Raw genomic sequence first — 21,927 nt, 5'->3', positions numbered from 1 at the left:
TGCATCCCCAATCGTTTTGACGCCGCTTGCACACGCCTTTGCACGGCGATGGTGCAGGGCCGTTCTCCCTCCCATACTTCCTCTCGCGCTAGCCGTATTGCCCAGTCTCCGGCTAACGCCGCCACACGCCGCGCCGCAACTGATATGTAGGATGAATAAGCAAACAATATGTATTCGTCGTCACAATGGCTGGGTTTTTGCTTACCCATTTTTGGGGAATGCGACTGCGCTCTCAAGAAAATTATTTTCCCCGTCTACACATAAAGTGAAAGTTCCGCGCCCCCGGGCGTTCCGCTATACCCGTCATACTTGACGCTGCCTCGGTGTTGGCTGCGAGCATTTACCCCGGTCACTGACCTTGAGTCAGCTCTCGGGGCTCATGCTCTTGCCGCCTGGATGCAACGCCAATTATCTAGGGTATGAAAACAGTGCTGAGGAAGATAACAATGTCATCGAAATTGATAAAAAGTCCGCTCGCTGCTTTGCTCATCGGTTGTTTAGGTACGGCGTTTTCCGCGCAGGCCGATATTGTCATCGGCGTCGCCGGGCCGTTCTCCGGGCCGAACGCCACATACGGCGATCAGTATTGGCGCGGGGCTTCGCAGGCAGCGGCGGATATCAACGCCGCCGGCGGCATCAAAGGGGAAAAAATCAAACTGGTGCAGGGGGATGACGCCTGCGAACCGAAGCAGGCGGTCGCGGTCGCCAACCGACTGGTGGATCAGGACAAGGTCTCGGCGGTGGTCGGCCACTTCTGCTCCTCTTCCACCATGCCCGCCTCCGAGGTGTATGACGAGGCCGGCATCATCGCCATTACCCCCGGCTCCACCAACCCGCAGATCACCGAGCGCGGCATGAAGACGATGTTCCGCATGTGCGGGCGCGACGATCAGCAGGGGGTGATCGCCACCAACTACATGCTGGATACCCTGAAGGCCAAACGCATCGCGGTGATCCACGATAAAGACACCTACGGCCAGGGGCTGGCGGACGCAGCGAAGGCGGCAATGAACAAGCGCGGGGTCAAGGAAGTGCTGTATGAGGGGCTGTCGCGCGGTGAGAAAGATTTCAACGCGCTGGTGACCAAGATCGCCTCGGTCAAGCCGGACGTGGTCTACTTCGGCGGCTGCCATCCGGAAGCCGGGCCGCTGGTGCGCCAGATGCGCGAGCAGGGCGTGACCGCCAAGTTCTTCTCCGGCGACTGCGTGGTGACCGAAGAGCTGGTGACCGCCGCCGGCGGGCCGCAGTACACCAACGGCGTGCTGATGACCTTCGGCAACGATCCGCGTCAGATCGCGGAAGGCAAGGCGGTGATCGCCAAGTTCCGTGCCAGCGGTTTTGAACCGGAAGGGTACACCCTCTACTCCTATGCCTCGATCCAGGCGATCGCCGCCGCCTTCAACGCCACCGGCGGCAAAGACAGCGCCAAGGCCGCCGAATGGCTGAAGTCGCACGATGTCGACACCGTGATGGGCAAAAAAGCCTGGGATCAGAAGGGCGACCTGAAGGTCTCGGACTACGTGGTCTATCAGTGGGATGACAAGGGCAAATATCACCAGCTTTGAACAACCCAATACTGACGTTGTGACTCTATGACAGACGGGCTCGCCGCCCTGGCGAGCCCGTTCCGCGATGACCTTTGGGCCGCGTCGGACTGCGTTGGCGGCCTTACCAGGCGAGACTGCTCATTATGGATGTATTCTTTCTGCAACAGCTGATCAACGGCCTGACCCTCGGTGCGGTGTATGGCCTGATCGCCATCGGCTACACCATGGTTTACGGCATCATCGGCATGATCAACTTCGCTCACGGCGAGGTGTACATGATCTCCGCCTACCTGTGCGCCATCGGTTTGGCGCTGCTGTCGTTCTTCGGGCTGCACTCGTTCCCGTTGCTGATCCTCGGCACGCTGGTGTTCACCATCGTCATCACCGGGGTGTACGGCTGGGTGATCGAGCGCATCGCCTACAAGCCGCTGCGCAACTCCACCCGCCTGGCGCCGCTGATCTCCGCCATCGGCATGTCGTTAATCCTGCAAAACTACGCGCAGATAAGCCAGGGGCCTCGCCAGCAGGGCATCCCGACGCTGCTGAGCGGCGTGTTCCGCCTGGAGTTCGACGGCGGCGTGGTGCAGATCACCTACACCAAGGTGTTCATTCTGGTGGCGTCACTGCTCGGCATGGCGATCCTCACCTACATCATTCAGCGTACCCGGCTAGGGCGCATCTGCCGCGCCACCCAGCAGGATCGCAAAATGGCCTCGATTCTCGGCATCAATACCGATCGGGTGATCTCGCTGGTGTTTGTGATCGGTGCTGCCATGGCCGGGCTGGCCGGGGTGCTGATCACCATGAACTACGGCACCTTCGATTTTTACGTCGGCTTTATCATCGGCATCAAGGCCTTCACCGCCGCGGTGCTGGGCGGCATCGGCTCGCTGCCGGGCGCGATGCTGGGCGGGCTGCTGCTCGGGGTGGCGGAGGCGCAGTTCGCCGGCATGGTGAACTCGGATTACAAGGACGTGTTCTCCTTCGGGTTGCTGGTGGCGATCCTGATCTTCCGTCCGCAGGGGCTGCTCGGCCGGCCGCTGATCGCCAAGGTTTAAGGAGAACGCCATGTCGCAATCCGTGATCAACGGCGGGCTGAACGTCAAACGCAGCCTGCTGGACGCCGTCTTGGCCGGGCTGATCGCCCTGATCGTGTTCGGGCCGATCGTCGGCATCGTGCTGAACGGCTACAGTTTCAACTTCGAACCGCACCGGCTGGTGTGGATTATCGTCGCGGTGATGGCCGGACGGCTGCTGCTGAGCCTGTTCCTGCAAACCGCGCCGGGGCGCAGAGTGCTGGCGCGCTTCGACGGCGGCAGCGACGGCGTCTACGTGCGTCCGCTGGGCGATAAATCCAACCTGCGCTGGTTCCTGCCGCTGATGGCGGCGATCGCGCTGCTGTTCCCGTTCGTCGCCACCAAATACCTGCTGACGGTGGCGATCCTCGGCCTGATCTATGTGCTGCTCGGGCTGGGGCTGAATATCGTGGTCGGGTTGGCGGGGCTGCTCGATCTGGGGTATGTGGCGTTTTACGCCATCGGCGCCTACGGGCTGGCGTTGGGCTACCAGTATCTCGGGCTGGGGTTTTGGGCGATGCTGCCGCTGGGGGCGCTGATGGCGGCGTTGGCGGGCGCGCTGCTGGGTTTCCCGGTGCTGCGCATGCACGGCGACTACCTGGCGATCGTTACGCTCGGGTTCGGCGAGATCATCCGGCTGGTGCTGAACAACTGGATGTCGCTCACCGGCGGGCCGAACGGCATTTCGGTGCCGGCGCCGACGGTGTTCGGCCTGGAATTCGGCCGGCGCGCCAAAGACGGCGGCGTGCCGATCCACGAGTTTCTCGGCATCGATTACAACCCGAATCTCAAGTTCATTTTCATCTACGCGGTGCTGTTTTTGGTGGTGCTGCTGGTGCTGTACATCAAGCACCGGCTGACGCGCATGCCGATCGGCCGCGCCTGGGAGGCGCTGCGCGAAGATGAGATCGCCTGCCGCTCTCTCGGGCTGAACCACGTGCTGGTGAAGCTGTCGGCGTTTATGCTGGGCGCCTCCACCGCCGGGCTGGCGGGGGTGTTTTTCGCCACCTATCAGGGCTTTGTCAACCCGACCTCGTTCACCTTCTTCGAGTCGGCGCTGATCCTGGCGATCGTGGTATTGGGCGGCATGGGGTCTACCCTTGGCGTGGTGCTGGCGGCCTTCGTGCTGACGGTGGCGCCGGAGCTGCTGCGCAGCTTTGCCGAATACCGGGTGCTGTTGTTCGGCGTGCTGATGGTGGCGATGATGATCTGGCGGCCGCGCGGGCTGGTGCGCATCAGCCGCGCCAGCTTTGCGGAACGCAAGGGGGTGGCGCCATGAGCGACGCCATTTTGCGGGTGGAACACCTGATGATGCGCTTTGGCGGCATCAAGGCGCTGAACGACGTCAATCTGGAGGTGGAGCGCGGCTCCATCACCGCCCTGATCGGCCCCAACGGCGCCGGCAAGACCACGGTGTTCAACTGCCTGACCGGTTTTTACCGCGCCACCGGCGGCGCGATCCTGCTCAATACCCACAAGCGGCCAACCGATGTGATCCAGGTGCTGGGGCAGAAGTTTCGCGCCGGTGATTGGATACGCCCGAAGCGGCTCGGTTCGCGCCTCTATTACAAGATGTTCGGCGGCACCCACCTGGTCAACCGCGCCGGGCTGGCGCGCACCTTCCAGAATATCCGCCTGTTCCGCGAAATGTCGGTGGTGGAGAACCTGCTGGTGGCGCAGCACATGCAGAGCAACCGCAACCTGATCGCCGGGGTGCTGAATACGCCGGGCTACCGCCGGGCGGAAAGCGCCGCGCTCGATCACGCCTTCTACTGGCTGGAGGTGGTAGATCTGGTGGACTGCGCCAACCGGCTGGCGGGGGAGATGTCCTACGGCCAGCAGCGGCGGCTGGAGATCGCGCGCGCCATGTGCACCGCGCCGGAGATGATTTGCCTCGACGAGCCTGCCGCCGGGCTGAACCCGGTGGAGACGGCCACGCTGAGCCGCATTATCCGCTTCCTGCGCCAGCATCACGGCATCACGGTGCTGCTGATCGAGCATGATATGGGCATGGTGATGGAGATCTCCGATCGGGTGATCGTGCTCGATCACGGCGACGTGATCGCCCGCGGCACGCCGCAGGAGATCCAGCACAACGAGGCGGTGATCGCCGCCTACCTGGGCGCGGACGAAGAGGAGCTGGCGGGATGAGCGAGGCGATGCTGGAATTTCGCGAAGTGGACGTGTTTTACGGGCCGATCCAGGCGCTGCGCAAGGTGTCGCTGCAGGTTAACGCCGGGGAGACGGTGGCGCTGATCGGCGCCAACGGCGCGGGCAAATCCACGCTGTTGATGTCGATCTTCGGCCAGCCGCGCATCGCCGGCGGGCAGATCCTGTTTGGCGGCGAGGACATCAGCCGCCGCTCCACGCACTTTGTTGCCAGCAGCGGCATCGCGCAGGCGCCGGAAGGGCGGCGCATCTTTCCGGACATGAGCGTAGAGGAGAACCTGCTGATGGGCACCATCACCGTCGGCAATCGCTACCTGGAGGAGGATTTGCCGCGCATGTTCGAGCTGTTTCCGCGCCTGAAAGAGCGGCGCAACCAGCGGGCGATGACCATGTCCGGCGGTGAGCAGCAGATGTTGGCGATCGCCCGCGCGCTGATGAGCCGGCCGAAGCTACTGCTGTTGGACGAGCCGAGCCTGGGGCTGGCGCCGATCGTGGTGCGGCAGATCTTCGGCGTGCTGCGCGAGCTGACCCGCAGCGGCATGACGCTGTTTCTGGTGGAGCAGAACGCCAACCACGCGCTGAAGTTGTCCGATCGCGGTTATGTGATGGTCAACGGCCAGATCCGCCTCACCGGCAGCGGGGAAGAACTGTTGAACGATCCGCAGGTGAGAAAGGCGTATCTGGGCGGCGGCTGATAGCCGCCTGCGGGCAGGGAAGCCCACGTTCATTTTTCGGCGTCGCGCTCTTGGCCATCGTAGTGCGAGCGGGCTGCCCTGAAGGCGTCGGCGGAGGAGATAATCCACGACCAGAGAGGCAGCATGTTGAGCAGCATCTCTTTCCCGGCCTCGGTGATGGTGTAAACCACGCGGGGCAGTTTTTCCTGATAATCGCAGCGCGATATCAACCCATCCCGCTCGAGATGGCGCAGCGTCCGCGTCAGCATTCTCTGCGTCACGCCCGCCAGTTGGCGGCCTAGTTCGCCGTGGCGCAGCGGCCCGTGGGTGCCCAGGAGATGCAATACGCCCAGCGACCAACGGTTGCCCGCATGCGCGAGGATCTCGCGCTTCAACCCTTCATCGTCGTTGCTCAATGCTTCACAGAACGCCTGTGAAAATTGCAGCAGCGCTTCCCGATCGCTCGTCATATTCCTCCCCGGTATCACGCGTGTACCTAATTGAACCCGTTTTTGTCAGCTGTCAGGATGACGCAGTGTCAAGACAGGAGGCAAGCATGAAATCCACAAATCCATCTATCAATACCGTGCTCATCCTCGGCGCCGGTGAACTGGGGCTGCCGGTATTGCGTGCGATGAGCCGGCAGGCTCGGTTACACCATGCTTTAAAAATCAGCGTGCTGCTCCGGCCGGAGGCCGCCCGCGCCGTGAGCGGTCCGCATCGTGCGCGGCGGGATGCGCTGGCGCGGCTCGGTATCGCCGTGGTGGAAGGCGATCTGCAGCAAAACGGCGTGGAGGCGCTGAGTGCGCTATTCCGTTCCTTCGACGCGGTGATCAACTGTAGCGGCTTTGTCGGCGGGGCGGGCACGCAGATAAAGATCACCCAGGCCGTCTTGCAAGCGGGCGTGGCGCGCTACTTCCCGTGGCAGTTCGGCGTGGACTACGATGTCGTCGGTAAAGGCAGCGGGCAGCCGGTGTGGGATGAACAGCTCGAGGTGCGTCACCTGCTGCGCGCGCAGAGCGCAACGGAGTGGGTGATTGTTTCCACGGGCATTTTCACCAGCTACCTGTTTGACTCGGGCTTTGGCGTGGTGGACGCGGCAACCAAAACGGTGCGCGCGCTGGGCGACTGGCGCTACGCGGTGACGCTGACCACTCCCGCGGACATTGGCCGGCTGACGGCCGCGATTTTTTTCCATCGGCCCGCGTTTCGCAACCAGGTAGTCTATATCGCTGGGGACACGCTGACCTACCGCGAGCTTGCCGATGTCATGCAGGCGCACTGGGGCGTTGAGGTCAACAGAGTCTTGTTGGACAAAGAGCGGCTGCAGGAGGAGGTGCGGAACCATCCGCGCGACGTCGGCGCCAAATACCGGCTGGCTTTCGCCCGCCCCGACGGCGTGGCCTGGGATAAGGCGAAAACCTTCAATGCGCGCCAGGGCATAGCCACCACCACCGCCGAGCAGTGGCTGGCGCAGCAATAGCCGATCTCTCAGGACGGTTAGTCGCCTGAGCGCCGGAATCAGAACTGGCGCTGCATCCAGCGCACGTTCAGCCGCACCAGGGCGATGATGGCGCTGGAGAGCAGCCGCAGCCCGCCGGGCATGTCGCGGCGGCGGATGTCCAGCAGCAGCACGGTGCGCACCTGCGGGCTGTCGTTCCACACCTCGTGTTCGAAGGTATCGTCCCACAGCATGAACTCCCCTTCGTGCAGCCGGTATTCGCGGCCGTCCACTTTCAGCACCGCCGCGGGTACGCCGTCGGCGCGTTTGGGCATGTCCAGCACCAGATAGCCGCGCAGAATGCCGCGAAACGGCCCGCGGTGGGGCGGCACCTGCTTGCCGGGCGCGAGGAAGGAGAGCGAGGCGGACAGTACGTCCGGCGACGAAGCGATCAGCGCCGCCAGCGTCGGGCAACGCGCCAGGTTGCGGTCAATCGGCTGGCCGTAGGCCTTCATGATGAACATGCGCCAGTCGCGCGCGTCGTTGGCGGAGATCGATTCCTGCTGGATCATGATCTCGTGAAAACGGGGAATATTGTGCAGATCGTGGGCGACGGTCAGCGCCTCTTCGCGGATCTGCCGCCATTGAGCGGTGAAACGTTCGGCGTCGGGGAACAGCGCGGCGCTGTCGAGCACTGGTTTGCCCTGAATGCGGCGATCGTAAACATTGCGCAATGCGAGCACGGACCAATCATAAATCGCAGACATAATGACCTCGCCTCAGAAAACGCCAAAGGGACACTGCGCGCGGTTCTTCGGCGCGGCGCGTCCTGTGTGGCGGCCGGAGGGGAAGAGCGGCAGGAAAAATTGGTACGCTTCAAGAGATTAGCACAGCATTTGTGCAACCGTGTGTCTGCGAATGTGTCGAAATGCGGCGAAAAAAACCACACAATTAAAGTGTGACGCGTATCGCATTTAGCGGGCCGGTTGGTTAAAATATCGCTACTTGCCCGCACCTGTCCGGATTTTGTTTACCATGGAACACGCTCCCGTTTCGCGCTCAACCGCCTGGTTGCGCGTGGTTATCCTCGCCGTCTCGGCCTTTATCTTCAACACCACCGAATTTATCCCGGTCGGTCTGCTGAGCGATATCGCCGCCAGCTTCTCGATGCAAACCGAACAGGTCGGCCTGATCATTACCATTTATGCCTGGATCGTCGCCGCCGCCTCGTTGGCGTGCATGCTGCTGACCAGCAAAATTGAGCGCCGCAAGCTGCTGATCGGCGTGTTCATGCTGTTTATCGCCAGCCACGTGCTGACCGCCGTGGCCTGGGACTTCACCACGCTGGTTATCTCGCGCGCCGGCGTGGCGCTGGCGCACTCGGTGTTCTGGTCGATCACCGCCTCGCTGGCGATCCGCGTGGCGCCGCCGGGCAAGAAAGCCCAGGCGCTGAGCCTGCTGGCGGGGGGCACCGCGCTGGCGATGGTGCTCGGTCTGCCGCTCGGGCGGGTGGTGGGGCAGTTGCTCGGTTGGCGCATGACCTTTATCGGCATCGCGGTGTGCGCCACCCTGGCGCTGGTGCTGCTGTGGCGCCTGCTGCCGGTACTGAAAAGCGAGCATTCCGGCTCGCTGGCCAGCGTGCCGCTGCTGTTCAAACGCCCGGCGCTGGTGGCGCTGTACATGCTGACTATCATCGTGGTGACGGCGCACTTCACCGCCTACAGCTACATCGAGCCGTTTATCCAGACCGTGGCCGGGCTGTCGGAGAACTTCACCACGCTGATGCTGCTGCTGTTCGGCGCCGCCGGCATCGTCGGCAGCCTGCTGTTCAGCCGCTACAGCGAGCGGTTTCCTTCCGGCTTCTTTATCGGCGCCATCGTGCTGTTGGCCTTGAGCCTGCTGCTGCTGTTGCCGGCCGCCGGCAGCGAAAGCCACCTGACGGTGCTGTGCATCTTCTGGGGGATGGCGATCATGGCGATCGGCCTGTCGATGCAGGCCAAAGTGCTGAGCCTGGCGCCGGACGCTACCGACGTGGCGATGGCGATTTTCTCCGGCCTGTACAACTTCGGCATCGGCAGCGGCGCGCTGCTGGGCAACCAGGTGAGCCTGCATCTGGGCATGGGCAACATCGGCTTCGTCGCCGCGCCGCTGGCACTGATCGCTCTCGGCTGGTGCCTGCTGAGCGTCTATCGCAGCGAACGGCTGCAGCAGCACCACAGTCGTTAATCCACCGATTCGGGATGCCGCTGCGGCATCCCGCGCTGCATTTTCCTGCTATAAAACAGGCTGCTGCAGCGTTTTATGCTTAACTTTTTTTCATAGTCTGCTAATTAAAAATTTAACTCCGACGCCGCTTCGCTAGCATAGAAAGTCATCAAAAATGTTAATGCGAGGTTAACGGTGAGTGAATCTGTAGCGGCGTCGCCGATCCATGCGCGGGATTTGGCGACCAGAATCGACGCCTTGCCCGCGTCGGCCGGCCTGTGGCGCTTTATTATTCTGCTGTCGCTGGGCGGTTTTTTCGAACTCTACGATCTGTTCCAGACCGGCTATATCAGCACCGGCCTTATCGCCGACGGCATTTTCCACACCGGCGCGCAGGGTGTCTTCGGCGTATCGGATCAGGCGGCCTTTGCCTCCGCCACCTTTCTCGGCCTGTTCGTCGGCGCCAGCCTGCTGAGCCCGTACGCCGATCGCTTCGGCCGGCGTGCCACCTTTATGTTCGCCCTGATCTGGTATGGCGCGTTCTCGCTGCTGCTGGCGTTTCAACAGCAGGCGGAATGGGTGATCTTTCTGCGTTTTCTGGTGGGCGTTGGGCTCGGTATCGAGCTGGTGACCATCGACACTTACCTGACGGAATGGGTCCCCGCGCACCTGCGTACCCGGGCTTTCGCCTTCGCGTTCTTCGTGCAGTTTCTGTCGGTGCCGGCGGTGGCGCTGATGTCCTGGTGGCTGGTGCCGCAGACGATTTGGGGCCTGAGCGGCTGGCGCTACGTGGTGATCGCCGGCGCGCTGGCTTCGCTGGTGATCTGGCTGGTGCGCAAGGGGCTGCCGGAGTCGCCGCGTTGGCTGGTGCAGCAGCGGCGCTATGCGCAGGCCCGGCAGGTGATGCGGGACATGGAACGGCGCTGCGGCGTGGCGGCCACGGATTTTCCGTCGCGCCCGGTGGACGATGCCGAGGGGGCGCCGCTGCGCGGCCGCTTTCGCGACATCTGGGCGCCGCAGTATCGCGATCGCACGCTGATGCTGGTGGTGATGAACTTCTTTCAGGCCATCGGTTTCTTCGGCTTCGGCAACTGGCTACCGGCGCTGCTGTCGGGCAAGGGCGCTTCGGTCACCCACAGCCTGCTGTACGCTTTCTTCATCACGCTGGCTTACCCGCTGGGCTCGCTGCTGTGCAGCTTCTACGCCGACAAGATGGAGAACAAGTGGCAGATCGTGTTGTCCTGCCTGGTGACGGTGATCTTCGGCTCGCTGTTCGCACTGCAGAACAACCCGCTGTGGCTGATCCTGTGCGGCTTCTTCATCACCTGGTCCAACGCCTGGCTGACCTACAGCTACCACTCTTACCAGTCCGAGATCTTCCCGACCCATATCCGCGCCCGCGCCGTCGGCTTCTGCTACTCCTTCAGCCGGCTGTCGACGGTGTTCAGCAGCATCATCATCGGCATTATCTTGCAGTACGGCGGTTCGTTGGGGGTGATCGCGTTTATCGTCGCCAGCATGCTGATCGTGATGCTGGTGATCGGGCTGTTCGGCCCGAAAACGCGCGGCATCGATCTGGAAAACATCTGACGTTTTGCGCCGGCGGTGACGCCGGCTTCTTCAGCAAAAAAATTCGCGATCATGCGAAAATTATTCCGTTATCACTGCCTTTGCGCCTGCCGTACTGTTAACCCGTACAAAATCCAATTCGATACCGAGCGGGGAACACGTCATGAGCACCCTTACCGCGCCCGATGGCGCACGCATTTTCTATAAGGATTGGGGCCGCGGCCAGCCGATCCTGTTCTCCCACGGTTGGCCGCTGTCCGCCGACGCCTGGGACAACCAGCTGCTGTTTTTCGGCCAGAGCGGATTCCGCGTGATTGCCCACGATCGCCGCGGCCACGGCCGTTCCGATCAAACCTGGCACGGCAACGACATCAACCAATACGCCGACGATCTGGCTCTGCTGATCGAAACGCTGGATCTGCGCGATCTGATCCTGGTCGGCCATTCCACCGGCGGCGGCGAAGTGGCGCGCTACATCGGCCGTCACGGCAGCGATCGGGTGGCGAAGGTGGTGCTGGTCGGCGCCGTGCCGCCGCTGATGCTGCAAACGCCGGTCAACCCTGAGGGCACGCCGATGGCGGCCTTCGACGGCATTCGCAGCGGCGTGGCGGGCAACCGCTCGCAGTTCTTCAAAGATTTGGCGGTGCCGTTCTATGGCCTCCACTGCGACGAGGTGGAGAGCAATGCGGGGCTGATCGACCACTTCTGGCTGATGAGCATGCAGGGCGGCGTGAAAGGGCAGTACGAGTGTGTGCGCGCGTTCTCCGAAGTGGATTATACCGCCGATCTGCTGGCGATCGACAAGCCGACGCTGCTGGTGCACGGCGATGCCGATCAGATCGTGCCGATCGGTGCCTCGGCGCTGAAAGCCGCTAAGCTTATGCAACAGGCGGAGCTGAATGTTTACGCCGGCGGTTCTCACGGTTTGGCGCAGGTCGATCCCGATCGCTTCAACGCCGATCTGCTGGCCTTCATCCAGAATTCGCCGTTTTAAGGGGGCGCGATGAACCTGACTGCTATCGCCGCCCGCTGCGTACAGCGGCTGAATGCGCCCGCGGTGCGCTGGCTGCTGCTGCTCGCGATTTGTACCGCCTATATTCAGGGCGGATTGGTCAAGGCGTTGAACGTTGAGGGCGCCATCGCCGAAATGACCCACTTCGGCCTGCAGCCGGCGGCGCTGTTCGCCGTGCTGGTGACGCTGCTGGAACTGGCGGCGTCGGCGCTGATCCTGAGCGGCTTTTATCGCTGGCTCGGCGCGTTGGCGCTGGCCGGTTTTACCCTGATGGCGACGCTGATGGCCAATCCGTTCTGGCAGTTCGACGGGGCGGAGCGCGGCCAGATGATGAACGGATTTTTTGAACACCTCGGGCTGGCCGGCGCGCTGTTGCTGGTGGCATTTAACGATTTGAAGGAGCGAACGGATGGCTGAACAGACGGAAAACAAGGCGGCGGCGGGCGGCTTCGCGCCGCTGAAAATCCCATTATTTGCGGTGCTGTGGGGTGCCACGGTGCTCGGCAACGTCGGCAGCTTTATGCGTGACGTCGCCAGCTCGTGGCTGATCACCGACCTGTCGAGCAACCCTTCGGCGGTGGCGCTGATGCAGACCGCCGCCACGCTGCCGGTGTTCCTGCTGGCGATCCCGGCCGGGGTATTGTCGGACATCCTCGATCGGCGACGCTTTCTGATCTTCGTGCAAATTCTGCTGGCCTGCGTCAGCGGCAGCCTGTTGCTGCTGTCGCAGACCGGTGCGCTGACGGTGGAATACCTGCTGGCGCTGACCTTCGTCGGCGGCATCGGCGCGGCGCTGATGGGGCCGACCTGGCAGGCGATCGTGCCGGAGCTGGTACCGCGCACCGAGCTGAAAAACGCCGTGGCGCTGAACTCGCTGGGCATCAACATCGCCCGTTCCATCGGCCCGGCGGCCGGCGGTCTGCTGTTGGCCAGCTTCGGTGCCGGCGCGGCCTACGGCGCGGACGTGATGAGCTATGTGCTGGTGATCGCGGCGCTGCTGTGGTGGAAGCGGCCGAAGGCCGAGGACAGCGGGCTGTCGGAGCATTTCTTCGGTGCCTTCCGCGCCGGCCTGCGTTATGCCCGCTCCAGCCGCGAGCTGCACGTGGTGCTGCTGCGGGCGGCGGTGTTCTTCGCCTTCTCCAGCTCGGTTTGGGCGCTGTTGCCGCTGGTGGCGCGCCGCATGCTGGGCGGCAGCGCCGGTTTCTACGGCGTTCTACTGGGGGCGGTAGGCGCCGGGGCGATCCTTGGGGCTATTGTGCTGCCGCGTCTGCGCCAGCGGCTGAATGCCGACGGGCTGGTGTTGCTGGCGGCGGTGCTCACCGCCGTGGTGATGGCGGCCCTGTCGCTGGCGCCGCCGCAGTGGCTGGCGGTGGTGCTGCTGCTGGTGCTGGGCGCCGGCTGGATTATCGCGCTGACCACGCTTAACGGCGCGGCGCAGGGCGTGCTGCCCAACTGGGTGCGTGGCCGTGGTCTGGCCATTTACCTGATGGTGTTCAACGGCGCGATGGCGGCGGGCAGCCTGCTGTGGGGACTGGTGGCGCAGGAGCTGGGCGTGGCCGCCACGCTGCTGGTCGGCGGCGTCGGCCTGTTGGCGGCGGGGCTGCTGTTCCACCGCCTGCGTCTGCCGACCGGTGAGGCCGATCTGCAGCCGTCGAACCATTGGCCGGAGCCGTTGGTTAACACGCCGGTTGAAAACGATCGCGGCCCGGTGATGATCCAGGTGGAGTACCGCATCCGCGAACAGGACCGGCCGCAGTTCTTGCGCACGCTGCTGATGCTGGAACGGGCGCGCCGCCGCGATGGCGCTTACGCCTGGGGCATCACCGAGCATACCGGCGATCCGGAATGCATCATGGAGTGGTTCCTGGTGGAGTCCTGGGCGGAGCACCTGCGGCAGCACCAGCGGGTGTCGCACGCCGACGCCGACCTGCAGCAGGAGGCGCTGCGCTTCCACATTGGCCCTGAGAAACCGGTGGTGCATCACTTCCTGTCGCTCGACCGGCGTCAGGTGAAGCATTAACTGCACGGCCAGGCGGCGAGAAGGTGCTATGCTTTTGGTCGGTTCGGCGGCGCGGCCGCCGTAAGACGAATGTAGTCAGCACAGGGAGACACATTGATGACGGCACCTTCTGCTTTTGCCCGCGAGCTTGGGCTGCGCTATCCGATCGTTCAGGGGCCGATGAACGGCGCGTCGCCGCCGGCGTTGGCGGTGGCGGTGAGCAACGCCGGGGCGCTGGGATCGTGCGCGGCGGCGCTGTTTTCACCGGCGGTGATCCTCGAACGGGTGCAGCAGATCCGCGCGCAGACCGCCGCGCCGTTCAACATCAACCTGTTTCTGCTCGATGAGCAGCACCCGGATCTCGCCGAGCTCAAGCGCGCCCAGCACCTGCTGCGGCCGTTCCGCGAAGCGCTGGGGCTGAGTGAGCCGCCCATGCCGACCCAATTCGCCGAAAACAACCGCGACCAGATCGCGGCCCTGTTGGAGGCGGCGCCGCCGGTGGTCAGCTTCACCTTCGGTGTGCTGCCGCGCGCCACGGTCACGCAGTTCAAGAAGGCCGGCTCGCGGGTGATCGGCACCGCCACCACGGTGGCGGAAGCCCGCGCCTGGGAAGAGGCGGGCGCCGACTTCGTGTGCGTCTCGGGCGCGGAGGCGGGCGGCCACCGCCCGACCTTCCTCGGCGATATCGAACAGTCCTGCGTCGGCCTGATGGCCCTGCTGCCGCAGGTGGTGGCGGCGGTGAAGATCCCGGCGATCGCCGCAGGCGGCATCATGAACGGGCGCGGTATCGCAGCGGCGCAATTGCTGGGCGCGCAGGCGGCGCAGCTGGGCACCGCGTTCCTGTGCAGCCCGGAGTCGGGCATCGCCGAAGCCTGGCGGGCGGCGCTGCGCAATGCCGGCGATGACAGCACGCGCCTGACGCGCGCCTTCAGCGGCCGCCCGGCGCGCGGCATCGTCAATGATTTCATGCGGCAGATGCGCGCGGAAGAGGCGCAGATCCTGCCTTATCCGGTGCAGAACGCGCTCACCGGCGATATCCGCCAGGCGGCGGCCAAGGCCGGGCGCGGGGAGTTTATGTCGCTGTGGGCCGGGCAGGGCGTGGGCCTGGCGCGGCCGATGCCGGCGGCGGAGCTGGTCGCCACCCTGGCGGCGGAGCTGGAAGCGGTGTGAGCTCGTCTGCGCGATTTATTGCTGTGGCAATGTAAAAAGACGCCGGGGTGAGGCCTGAGAAGAGATGAACAGTCCGGCGTAAAGGCCGGACTGCGGGTTTGCCTTGGCTAGACGAGAATATCGGCGGAAGCGTCGACATGCCCAACGATTTTGACAAGGAAATCAGGTAATTGATTGCCGGAGAGATTGATGGCCAGATCGGTGACATTCTGCTGCGCGTCATAATTCAGCGCCGCTTCATACAACGAGCCGCTTAAACTATCCACGAAGTGCAGCTCGCTCCCGTCGGCCTTAGCCGTCTGGTTGAGCCACGACAGATCGATTTTATCCACCGCCGTCTGGAAATCGCGGATCCAATCCGGCGCGGCGGCTTGGCTGTCGCCGGCTTCGCGGAAGACGAAGGTGTCCGCACCTGCATTGCCCCAGAGCTGATCGGCGCCGCCGGCACCGTAAATGATGTCGTTGCCTGCACCGCCTTTTAGCGTATTGTTCAGCGCGTTGCCCACTAAAATGTCTGCGCCGCTGCCGCCGATGATATTTTCAATCTGCGCGCCGTAGGCGATGGCGATATTTGCCTTCAAGCCGCCCACATCAGAGAATGCGCCTTCGTTAATGTTGATGCGCTGATCCTGGCTGTAGCCTGAAAAATCCAGCGTGTCATTGCCGCCGGCATCCCAGATAGCCGCCACGATTTTGTCCGTGGACGCCTTAACGCTCAGAAAGTCTCTGTCCGTATTCGAGTTGAAACCATAGGTGGTATCGCCGGTGCGCGTGGTGGTATTCGCGCCGTAAAGCTTCTGTATGGCGGTAATATCATCCAGCTGCGGCCCTGATGGCCAAACGCCTTTATAGTCAGCGCTGGTGTATTGTTCGTTAAAATAGCTCATCAAAGAATATTGATGGTCGTCTTCATAATACTTCGCCGAGTTGGCGTAGGTGGGGTAGGTGGCATTTGACGCATCATAATTGCCGGGATGAGAAAGCCCCAACGCATGCCCTATTTCATGAGTCAGCGTATCCCTGGCGTAGTTATTGGTTTGCGGATTGGAGGCGTCGTAGCCGTTATTGCCGCTGATCCAAATGGTGCTTTTGAGATTGCTCTGCGTACTTTCATACGAGGTGTAATTGCCCCCGCTGGCCGCCTTATAAAAACCAAACTTTATATCTGCGTTTTTCGCGTCGTTGCCTTTAACCTCGGTGAACGTGATGTTGGCCACATCCGACCAGGATTGCAATGAAAGCTTGGTTTGGGCTTGCTGCGCGGCGGTAAGCTGCGCGGCGCCCGTCTTGTCGCTGTCGGTATAGACGGGGAAAGAGTAGGTCAAGGTAGCCGCATGGTCGGTTACGCCTTTGCCATTGGCGGAATAATGGCTCCTCAGCAGCAGATCTGAAACCTCTTGCGTGGTATATGACGGTTTACTGCTCCCCGCGTGATCGCCTCTTTCATAACGGGTTAAATAATCGGAAATCTTATCGGTCGCTAATGACATATCAAACTCCTTTGGACGTTGACAATATTGCACCTAACGCTCTATATGCTCGTACACAGGTTTGAAAATCAGGGGTAATTAATGTGATATCATTGGTTTGCCTCCTTGGTCTGGCTTGAATATTGCGTTCAAGCGGAATATATCCTTATCATTAATCACGGTGAGGAATTAATTGTGCACTGTGATTGAGTTAAAGCAGTATAAACACAATTATTTCATTAATGAGTTATTCTTATATGAATCTTTTACATAAGATATGCGTAAAAGGCGTGCTTAAATAACCAGGTGGAATTAAATTTTTATTTAATATTACACTGTAATTGGCTAGCGGAGTTTACGTGATTGATTTATCTTTTTGCTTTTATTTAGCTTTTATCTGTGAATGGCGGCGAGTACCCGCCATTGCCGCAATGCATATGGGCGGCTACTCGCCGGCGCTCGTCATTAATTGAGTACGGGATTATTAAGGGCGTCCGCGTACACCGATTAACTTACCTGATACTTAAAAACTGTAGGTGCCCTGCGCCAGCACGAAGTTCATGTTTTTCAGCCCGGCATGTTGCTGCAGGCTGTTGCTGACGTCGAAGTAGACATAGGCCACCTTGAACTGAAGATCGCTGCGCGGTGTCCAGGTCGTTTCAACCTGATACTGGTTGCCGATAAAGCGCGAGCCCTGCGCGCTGCCCTTCACCGGGCGCATTGGCCCGAGGTAGAAGGCATCCTCGCGGCGTTGCCGCCACAACGCGTCCCAGCTGAAGTCGATGGCCAGGGTTTGCCACGGCATAATCGTGACCGAAGGATGGATGGCGATCAGGTTAGCCGGCGCCACCAGCCCGTTCTCGGTCAGGTAGGGCAGCTTGGGGTACATGGCGTTAAAGGTGTTGAGCTGCCCATCGTGACCGTTTTTATCGCCGCTGGCGATGCCAATCTTGCCGCCGAAGCGCGGTTGCCAGCGCCAGTCGTTGACCGTATAGCCGGCGTGCGCCGACGCCGACCAGGCGCGGATGTCACGCTGTTCTGCGCTGCCGAACTGCCAGGCGGCTTCATTATCCCAGTCGAACCCCTGTGCCGCGCCGAAAATGCGCGCGCCGACGGTATAGCGCCGCTCTTGCCCGCTGAGCTGCGCGTAGTGGACGTCGTTATCCTCAAAGCCGAAGGTGTAGAGATCGAGCGAGGAGGCCAGCGCTGCCAGCGGCGTGGTGCCGTACAGCCCCCAGACCTTTTGGCTGTTGTCAGTATCGTCGTCGAAACTGCCGGTTTTGAGGGTGACGGGATGGCCGATAAAGGCGTCGAGGCGGTTTTTATCCTTGGCCCAGCTGGCGCGGATAGCATCGAAGGAACGGCGCACGTTGGGGCCGTCGCGGGTGCCCAGCAGGTGCAGCGAGCCCAGCGCAATCTCCTGGCGGCCGATCCGCAGGGTGCCGAGGCCGTAGGCGGTGGGCAGTTTTAAGTCCACATAGCCCTGGCCGAGGTAGGCATGATCTTCGTCAGTCGGCTTGCGCCCGCGGTCGCGCGGGGTGGCCAGCGACGATCCCACCTGCACATAGGCGCCGACATAGTCGCCGTAGTCGAGGCGCGCGCCAACCAGCAAGCGCTGCATGAAAGTGTCGTCGCGTCCGCCGTTCAGATCCCGCTGATCCGTCCATTCATAGCGCTCGCGCAGTGAACCGTCGAAAGACAACGTGGCCGCATCGCCCAACGGGATGTTTTTCCAGGGGGAAGCGGCGGGCTCCGCCGCCAGCGCGGGGAGCGTGGAGAACAGCAACAGTGCGGGTAGCGTGCGTTTCATCATGAATATCCGAAGAAAAAAGCGCGCCGCAGCGCGCCTTGGGTTTATTTAGCCGTCTGGTGAATTTCGGCGATATAGCCGCCGGGGAAACGCACCAGCGCCGAGGCGCGGCGTTCCGCCGCCGTCGAATGCCACAGCACCTGCGCGCCGCTGGCCGTCGCTTTGGCCAGCGTGGCCGACAGATCGTCGACGCCATAGCCGGTGCGCTCATGGCCGAACGGATAAGGCAGATGTCCGTCGGTGACGAAAATGCGCGTTTTGCCGAAGCGGGAGTCCAGTTCGATCTGGCGGATCTTGCCGTTGCCGTTACGGCCGATCGCCGTGTCGCTGACCTGTTCGTCGCTCACGACCTTGCCGTGTGAGAACGCCTGGTAGCTTTTCAGGAAATCGTCGACGCGGTAGGCGGAGAGATACAGGCGGTTTTCCGGCACGCTCAGCAGCGGCTTGTAGTCAGGCGCCTTGGTGTGCCAATAGAGCTGCATGTTGACGCCGCCGGGCCATTGGATCACCGCGTCGCGGCCGATCGGATCGTCGAAAGGCGCAACCTGCACATCGGCGCCGGCGGCCCTGGCCTGCCGGATGGCGGCGTCCATATCCCTGACCAGAAAACCGTTGCGCTCGGCGCCGAACGGGTACGGGATCGGCGTTTTGAAATCGAACACCGAGAAGCTGCCGGCCGGCGTCAGTATCAGCTGGGAATAGGTTTCACTCGGCGTGGGCGTGACGTTGACCAGCACGCGTTTGGTACTGGTGCCGCCGAAGGTTTTCAGGATGCTGTCGACAAAGGCGTCCATCTTGCCGCGTTCGACGTAGACATGGGTGGTGTCATATTGCGGCCCCACGGCAAGAGGCGCCGTATCGGCCGCCCATGATACGGCAGGGAGCAGTAGCGCAAGGGCCGATATCCTCAGCCGACGAGAAGAAATGCCGATAATATGTTGCATGATGACCTCTAGGTAGCGGTTATTGTCCTGAGTGAAGCGTAATTCCCTATGAGCTTTCCCGTCGGCTGAAAAATAAAAACGAAAAACGCAATGTGCGTCGTGAAACATTAAATAAGGGCGATGTTCTGGCGCCTAAGCGAATATCGCGCAGGTGCAAAATATCTCTTTTTATGGGCGTGGAACGGTGGGGCGCCTTTGCCGGCTCAGCCCGCTATCGCTAAGGAATGGCGGTGGTCATGAGGCCCGTTTCGCCGCGTGTTGAGGTGAATCGAGGATAATCCATAACGGTGTTCTCCTAGATGGGATATATCGCATGAGCCAGCTGAGTTTACGGTCTTCATTGCCGTCTAAATATAAATACAGCATTAAAAGAATTGCCGCCCATCAAATTTTTATATGACTTGTTGAGTAAATACGAATAAGCGGGGAAAGAGAATATCGCGGCGCCTGACAGGGCTGACGTGGAGCGGAGGTGGTGCTGATCTCAGGGGAAAAAACGGCCTGCCAAAGCAGGCCGTTGGGGGGACGTTACGCCAGATCGAAACGATCGAGGTTCATCACTTTGTTCCAGGCGGCGACGAAGTCGTGGGCGAACTTCTCCTGCGCGTCGGCGCTGCCGTAGACTTCGGCCAGCGCGCGCAGCTGCGCGTGCGAACCGAACACCAGATCGACGCGAGTGCCGGTCCACTTGACCGCGCCGCTGCGGCGATCGCGGCCTTCGAACAGGCCGTCTTCACCGATCGGGTGCCAGGTGGTGCCCATGTCGAGCAGGTTGACGAAGAAGTCGTTGGTCAGCGCCTGCGGCCGCTGGGTGAACACGCCGTGCTGCGTGCCGCCAACGTTGGCGCCGAGCACGCGCAGCCCGCCGACCAGCACCGTCATTTCCGGCGCGGTCAGGGTCAGCAGCTGCGCCTTGTCGACCAGCAGCGTTTCGGCCGGCACGCGGTATTTACCCTTCAGGAAGTTGCGGAATCCGTCGGCGAGCGGCTCCATCGCCTCGAAGGAGTCCACGTCGGTCTGTTCCTGCGAGGCGTCCATGCGGCCCGGGGCGAACGGCACCGTCAGGGCGAAACCGGCGTTCTTCGCCGCCTGTTCCACGCCCGCCGCGCCGGCCAGCACGATCAGATCCGCCAGCGAGACGCGCTTGCCGCCGGTCTGGGCATCGTTGAAGGCGCGTTGGATGCTCTCCAGCTTGGCCAGCGTCGCGGCGAGCTGCGCAGGTTGGTTGACCGCCCAGTCCTTTTGCGGCGCCAGGCGAATGCGCGCGCCGTTGGCGCCGCCGCGTTTGTCGGAACCGCGGAAGCTGGAAGCCGAAGCCCAGGCGGTGGAGACCAGTGCGGACACCGGCAGGCCGGAAGCCAGCACGGCGTTTTTCAGCGCGGCGATGTCCTGCTCGTCGATCAGCGGATGATCGACCGCTGGGATCGGATCCTGCCAAATCAGCTCTTCCTGCGGCACTTCTGGGCCGAGGTAGCGCGCGCGCGGCCCCATATCGCGGTGGGTCAGCTTGAACCAGGCGCGGGCGAAGGCGTCGGCCAACTCTTCCGGATGCTCATAGAAACGGCGCGAAATCTTCTCGTAGGCCGGATCGAAGCGCAGCGACAGGTCGGTGGTCAGCATGGTCGGGCGGCGTTTCTTGTTGGGATCGAAGGCGTCGGGAATGGTTTCACCGATGTCTTTCGCTACCCACTGATGCGCCCCGGCCGGGCTTTGGGTCAGCTCCCATTCGTATTCGAACAGGTGGCGGAAGAAGTCGTGGTTCCACTGGGTCGGGGTGGTGGTCCAGGTGACTTCCAGGCCGCTGGTGATGGCGTCTTTGCCAACGCCGGTGCCGAAGGTGCTGTGCCAGCCGAGGCCCTGCGACTCCAGCCCGGCGGCTTCCGGATCGGCGCCGACGTTAGACGCCGGGCCGGCGCCGTGGGTCTTGCCGAAGGTGTGGCCGCCGGCGATCAGCGCCACGGTTTCTTCGTCGTTCATCGCCATGCGGGCGAAGGTTTCACGGATGTCGCGTGCGGCGGCCACCGGATCGGGATTGCCGTCCGGGCCTTCCGGGTTGACGTAGATCAGACCCATCTGCACTGCCGCCAGCGGGTCCTCAAGATCGCGGTCGCCCGAGTAGCGGCTGTTTGGCCCGCCGCTCAGTTCCAGCCAGATCTTCTCAGAACCCCAGTAGACATCGTCCGGCTCCCAGGTGTCGGCGCGGCCGCCGGCGTAGCCGAAGGTTTTGAAGCCCATCGATTCCAGCGCCACGTTGCCGGTCAAGATAATCAGGTCGGCCCAGGAGAGGTTGCGGCCGTATTTCTGTTTGATTGGCCACAGCAGGCGACGCGCCTTGTCGAGGCTGACGTTGTCCGGCCAGCTGTTGAGCGGGGCGAAGCGCTGCTGGCCTTCGCCCGCGCCGCCGCGGCCGTCGCCGATGCGGTAGGTGCCGGCGCTGTGCCAGGCCATGCGGATGAACAGGCCGCCGTAGTGGCCGAAGTCTGCCGGCCACCATTCCTGCGAGTCGGTCATCAGGGCGTGCAGATCCTGTTTGACCGCCGCCAGATCGAGACTGTTGAAGGCATCGGCGTAGTTGAAGTCTTTATCCATCGGATCGGACAGGGGGGAATGTTGATGCAGCGGTTTCAGGCTGAGCTGATTAGGCCACCAATCCTGATTGGTGGGGCCGTTCTGCGGTGCGGGCTGCTTGCCGCCCGAAAACGGGCATTTGCTTTCAGTTGTCATAATGCGCTCTCTGCTTCCATAAAGGTGCTCCAGCCGCCGGGCGTGGAGCGGTTAACAAGGCATGCGGGTAAGGCTTGCGTCGGGTGTTGCGCTAAATAACTGAACTCAATGGATTCGC

General features: G+C 62.3%; 18 protein-coding genes. 12 read left to right on the top strand and 6 right to left on the bottom strand.

Annotated features, from left to right (window positions below):
• Positions 1-446 precede the first annotated feature (446 nt).
• The 5 genes from ACJ8J4_RS07500 (at position 447) to ACJ8J4_RS07480 (ending at position 5,487) form a co-directional block, all read left to right on the top strand.
• On the top strand, positions 447-1,565 hold the full coding sequence (locus ACJ8J4_RS07500; RefSeq protein ID WP_016927040.1) for a branched-chain amino acid ABC transporter substrate-binding protein: 1,119 nt from the start codon (positions 447-449) through the stop codon (positions 1,563-1,565).
• A gap of 125 nt (positions 1,566-1,690) precedes the next feature.
• Entirely contained in the window at positions 1,691-2,605 is a 915-nt protein-coding gene (locus tag ACJ8J4_RS07495) for an ABC transporter permease subunit (protein ID WP_004928592.1), read from the top strand.
• A gap of 10 nt (positions 2,606-2,615) precedes the next feature.
• Positions 2,616-3,902, top strand: coding sequence for a high-affinity branched-chain amino acid ABC transporter permease LivM (livM, locus tag ACJ8J4_RS07490; RefSeq protein ID WP_213928419.1), 1,287 nt, complete (start codon positions 2,616-2,618; stop codon positions 3,900-3,902).
• On the top strand, positions 3,899-4,774 hold the full coding sequence (locus tag ACJ8J4_RS07485; RefSeq protein ID WP_025303490.1) for an ABC transporter ATP-binding protein: 876 nt from the start codon (positions 3,899-3,901) through the stop codon (positions 4,772-4,774). The genes livM and ACJ8J4_RS07485 overlap by 4 nt, the downstream gene beginning before the upstream one ends.
• Entirely contained in the window at positions 4,771-5,487 is a 717-nt protein-coding gene (locus ACJ8J4_RS07480) for an ABC transporter ATP-binding protein (protein WP_164099713.1), read from the top strand. Before ACJ8J4_RS07485 ends, ACJ8J4_RS07480 begins: the two co-directional genes overlap by 4 nt.
• 29 nt (positions 5,488-5,516) lie before the next feature.
• On the opposite strand, the gene ACJ8J4_RS07475 is transcribed toward ACJ8J4_RS07480, so the two are convergent.
• On the bottom strand, positions 5,517-5,936 hold the full coding sequence (locus tag ACJ8J4_RS07475; RefSeq protein ID WP_213928420.1) for a winged helix-turn-helix transcriptional regulator: 420 nt from the start codon (positions 5,934-5,936) through the stop codon (positions 5,517-5,519).
• A gap of 86 nt (positions 5,937-6,022) precedes the next feature.
• On the opposite strand from ACJ8J4_RS07475, the gene ACJ8J4_RS07470 reads away from it, so the two are divergent.
• Positions 6,023-6,949 carry an aromatic alcohol reductase gene (locus tag ACJ8J4_RS07470; protein ID WP_213928421.1) on the top strand — a complete coding sequence of 309 codons (927 nt, stop codon included), beginning with the start codon at positions 6,023-6,025 and terminating at the stop codon, positions 6,947-6,949.
• Positions 6,950-6,987: 38 nt separating this feature from the next.
• On the opposite strand, the gene ACJ8J4_RS07465 is transcribed toward ACJ8J4_RS07470, so the two are convergent.
• A complete protein-coding gene (locus ACJ8J4_RS07465) occupies positions 6,988-7,674 on the bottom strand; it encodes an aspartyl/asparaginyl beta-hydroxylase domain-containing protein (RefSeq protein WP_025303486.1) in 687 nt (228 codons plus the stop codon).
• Between the two features lie 268 nt (positions 7,675-7,942).
• Between ACJ8J4_RS07465 and ACJ8J4_RS07460 the strand changes: the two genes are divergently transcribed.
• The 6 genes from ACJ8J4_RS07460 to ACJ8J4_RS07435 all read left to right on the top strand — a co-directional run bounded on the left by ACJ8J4_RS07460 (position 7,943) and on the right by ACJ8J4_RS07435 (position 14,862).
• Positions 7,943-9,133 carry a sugar transporter gene (locus ACJ8J4_RS07460; RefSeq protein ID WP_025303485.1) on the top strand — a complete coding sequence of 397 codons (1,191 nt, stop codon included), beginning with the start codon at positions 7,943-7,945 and terminating at the stop codon, positions 9,131-9,133.
• A 174-nt stretch (positions 9,134-9,307) separates the two neighbouring features.
• Positions 9,308-10,702: an MFS transporter gene (locus ACJ8J4_RS07455; RefSeq protein WP_197813446.1), complete on the top strand. Its 1,395-nt coding sequence runs from the start codon at positions 9,308-9,310 to the stop codon at positions 10,700-10,702.
• A gap of 142 nt (positions 10,703-10,844) precedes the next feature.
• Positions 10,845-11,675, top strand: coding sequence for an alpha/beta fold hydrolase (locus tag ACJ8J4_RS07450; RefSeq protein ID WP_043143107.1), 831 nt, complete (start codon positions 10,845-10,847; stop codon positions 11,673-11,675).
• Positions 11,676-11,684: 9 nt separating this feature from the next.
• Entirely contained in the window at positions 11,685-12,110 is a 426-nt protein-coding gene (locus ACJ8J4_RS07445; RefSeq protein WP_049209251.1) for a DoxX family protein, read from the top strand.
• Positions 12,103-13,713 carry an MFS transporter gene (locus ACJ8J4_RS07440; protein ID WP_049203315.1) on the top strand — a complete coding sequence of 537 codons (1,611 nt, stop codon included), beginning with the start codon at positions 12,103-12,105 and terminating at the stop codon, positions 13,711-13,713. Before ACJ8J4_RS07445 ends, ACJ8J4_RS07440 begins: the two co-directional genes overlap by 8 nt.
• Before the next feature lie 96 nt (positions 13,714-13,809).
• Entirely contained in the window at positions 13,810-14,862 is a 1,053-nt protein-coding gene (locus tag ACJ8J4_RS07435) for an NAD(P)H-dependent flavin oxidoreductase (protein WP_142590222.1), read from the top strand.
• Positions 14,863-14,969: 107 nt separating this feature from the next.
• On the opposite strand, the gene ACJ8J4_RS07430 is transcribed toward ACJ8J4_RS07435, so the two are convergent.
• The 4 genes from ACJ8J4_RS07430 to katG form a co-directional block, all read right to left on the bottom strand.
• Entirely contained in the window at positions 14,970-16,352 is a 1,383-nt protein-coding gene (locus tag ACJ8J4_RS07430) for a serralysin family metalloprotease (RefSeq protein WP_089181109.1), read from the bottom strand.
• 502 nt (positions 16,353-16,854) lie between these two features.
• A complete protein-coding gene (locus ACJ8J4_RS07425; RefSeq protein WP_197835813.1) occupies positions 16,855-18,144 on the bottom strand; it encodes an alginate export family protein in 1,290 nt (429 codons plus the stop codon).
• Positions 18,145-18,185: 41 nt separating this feature from the next.
• Entirely contained in the window at positions 18,186-18,983 is a 798-nt protein-coding gene (locus ACJ8J4_RS07420; RefSeq protein WP_197835815.1) for a glyoxalase, read from the bottom strand.
• 630 nt (positions 18,984-19,613) lie between these two features.
• Entirely contained in the window at positions 19,614-21,809 is a 2,196-nt protein-coding gene (gene katG / locus ACJ8J4_RS07415) for a catalase/peroxidase HPI (RefSeq protein ID WP_025303476.1), read from the bottom strand.
• Positions 21,810-21,927: the final 118 nt, after the last annotated feature.

Origin of the sequence: Serratia sp. CY47280, from assembly GCF_052168655.1 — a bacterium.
Taxonomy (GTDB): Bacteria; Pseudomonadota; Gammaproteobacteria; order Enterobacterales; family Enterobacteriaceae; genus Serratia; species Serratia bockelmannii.
This window is presented reverse-complemented; position numbering and strand designations above follow the sequence as displayed.

Coding starts and splice junctions, on each gene's coding strand:
- ACJ8J4_RS07500 (WP_016927040.1), top strand. CDS start 447: ATGTCATCGAAATTGATAAAAAGTCCGCTCGCTGCTTTGCTCATCGGT.
- ACJ8J4_RS07495 (WP_004928592.1), top strand. CDS start 1,691: ATGGATGTATTCTTTCTGCAACAGCTGATCAACGGCCTGACCCTCGGT.
- livM (WP_213928419.1), top strand. CDS start 2,616: ATGTCGCAATCCGTGATCAACGGCGGGCTGAACGTCAAACGCAGCCTG.
- ACJ8J4_RS07485 (WP_025303490.1), top strand. CDS start 3,899: ATGAGCGACGCCATTTTGCGGGTGGAACACCTGATGATGCGCTTTGGC.
- ACJ8J4_RS07480 (WP_164099713.1), top strand. CDS start 4,771: ATGAGCGAGGCGATGCTGGAATTTCGCGAAGTGGACGTGTTTTACGGG.
- ACJ8J4_RS07475 (WP_213928420.1), bottom strand. CDS start 5,936: ATGACGAGCGATCGGGAAGCGCTGCTGCAATTTTCACAGGCGTTCTGT.
- ACJ8J4_RS07470 (WP_213928421.1), top strand. CDS start 6,023: ATGAAATCCACAAATCCATCTATCAATACCGTGCTCATCCTCGGCGCC.
- ACJ8J4_RS07465 (WP_025303486.1), bottom strand. CDS start 7,674: ATGTCTGCGATTTATGATTGGTCCGTGCTCGCATTGCGCAATGTTTAC.
- ACJ8J4_RS07460 (WP_025303485.1), top strand. CDS start 7,943: ATGGAACACGCTCCCGTTTCGCGCTCAACCGCCTGGTTGCGCGTGGTT.
- ACJ8J4_RS07450 (WP_043143107.1), top strand. CDS start 10,845: ATGAGCACCCTTACCGCGCCCGATGGCGCACGCATTTTCTATAAGGAT.
- ACJ8J4_RS07445 (WP_049209251.1), top strand. CDS start 11,685: ATGAACCTGACTGCTATCGCCGCCCGCTGCGTACAGCGGCTGAATGCG.
- ACJ8J4_RS07440 (WP_049203315.1), top strand. CDS start 12,103: ATGGCTGAACAGACGGAAAACAAGGCGGCGGCGGGCGGCTTCGCGCCG.
- ACJ8J4_RS07435 (WP_142590222.1), top strand. CDS start 13,810: ATGACGGCACCTTCTGCTTTTGCCCGCGAGCTTGGGCTGCGCTATCCG.
- ACJ8J4_RS07430 (WP_089181109.1), bottom strand. CDS start 16,352: ATGTCATTAGCGACCGATAAGATTTCCGATTATTTAACCCGTTATGAA.
- ACJ8J4_RS07425 (WP_197835813.1), bottom strand. CDS start 18,144: ATGATGAAACGCACGCTACCCGCACTGTTGCTGTTCTCCACGCTCCCC.
- katG (WP_025303476.1), bottom strand. CDS start 21,809: ATGACAACTGAAAGCAAATGCCCGTTTTCGGGCGGCAAGCAGCCCGCA.